General features: G+C 65.7%; 1 protein-coding gene. It reads left to right on the forward strand.

All coding sequences use genetic code 11. The features are described from left to right. The first annotated feature begins 78 nt into the window (after positions 1 to 78). Positions 79 to 1,440, forward strand: a complete 1,362-nt coding sequence (hmgA, locus tag QPR87_RS23505) for a homogentisate 1,2-dioxygenase (RefSeq protein WP_285051567.1) — start codon at positions 79 to 81, stop codon at positions 1,438 to 1,440. Positions 1,441 to 1,555 lie beyond the last annotated feature (115 nt).

A 1,555-nucleotide genomic window follows, 5' to 3' on the forward strand; every position in this document is an offset into this window, starting at 1 on the left:
TGCAGATCCGCATTGACATCGTTGCCATCGCAATGACACAATCGTTGCAACTGCAATGACACCGCAGGGAGGAGCCCCATGACCCAGCACGACCTGCCCCCCGGCATGACCCGCGCCGCCGTCGCCACCGGCACGCATCCGGGCTACATGCCCGGCTTCGGCAACGATTTCGAGACCGAGGCGCTGCCCGGCGCCCTGCCGCAGGGCCAGAACAGCCCGCAGAAATGCGAATACGGCCTTTACGCCGAGCAGCTGTCGGGCACCGCCTTCACCGCGCCGCGCGGCCAGAACGAGCGGACCTGGTGCTATCGCATCCGGCCCTCGGTCCGCCATACCGGCGATTTCGCGGCGATCGATCTGCCGCATTGGAAGACGGCGCCGAACCTGCGCGACGACATCGTCAGCCTGGGCCAGTATCGCTGGGACCCGATCCCGGTCCCGGAGGAGGAGCTGACCTGGATCACCGGCATGCGCACCATGACCACGGCCGGCGACGTGAACATCCAGGTCGGCATGGCGTCGCATGTCTACCTGGTCACCCGCTCGATGCAGGACGAATATTTCTTCTCGGCCGACAGCGAGTTGCTGGTGGTCCCGCAAGAGGGCCGGCTGCGCTTCTGCACCGAGCTGGGGGTGATCGAGCTGGAGCCGAAGGAGATCGCGATCCTGCCGCGCGGCCTCGTCTACCGCGTCGAGGTGCTGGAAGGCCCCTGCCGCGGCTTCGTCTGCGAGAATTACGGCCAGAAGTTCGACCTGCCGGGCCGCGGCCCGATCGGCGCCAATTGCCTGGCCAATCCGCGCGACTTCAAATGCCCGGTCGCCGCCTTCGAGGACCGCGAGGCGCGCTCGCGCGTGGTGATCAAGTGGTGCGGCCGGTTCCACGAGACCTGGATCGAGCACTCGCCGCTGGACGTGGTGGCCTGGCACGGGAATTACTGCCCCTACAAATACGACCTGCGCACCTATTCGCCGGTGGGCGCGATCCTGTTCGACCATCCCGACCCGTCGATCTTCACCGTGCTGACCGCGCCCTCGGGCCAGGAGGGCACGGCGAATATCGACTTCGTGCTGTTTCGCGAGCGCTGGATGGTGGCCGAGCACAGCTTCCGCCCGCCCTGGTATCACAAGAACATCATGTCCGAGCTGATGGGCAACATCTACGGCATCTACGACGCCAAGCCGCAGGGCTTTGCGCCGGGCGGCATCAGCCTGCACAACTGCATGCTGCCGCACGGCCCGGACCGCGACGCCTTCGAGGGCGCCAGCAACGCCGATCTGAAGCCCGAGAAGCTGGAGGAGACCATGAGCTTCATGTTCGAGACCCGCTTTCCCCAGCACCTCACCGAATTCGCCGCCCGCGAGGCCCCGATGCAGAAGGACTATATCGAGGTCTGGAACCGGCTCGAGAAGAAGTTCGACGGAACGCCCGGCGTCAAGTGAGGCCCCAAGGTCGAAGGCCGAGGGCCGAGAGCCGAGAGCCGGGGATATTTGCACAAGAAAGAAGGAGGCCGGATGTGGCTCTATTGCGGTCCTGGCTCGAAAGCGCCAATCAGGC

Origin of the sequence: Paracoccus sp. SSJ (assembly GCF_030234105.1) — a bacterium.
GTDB lineage: Bacteria > Pseudomonadota > Alphaproteobacteria > Rhodobacterales > Rhodobacteraceae > Paracoccus > Paracoccus denitrificans.

Bases quoted from the DNA above. Each gene is read 5' to 3' on its own strand.
- hmgA (WP_285051567.1), top strand. From the start codon at position 79: ATGACCCAGCACGACCTGCCCCCCGGCATGACCCGCGCCGCCGTCGCC.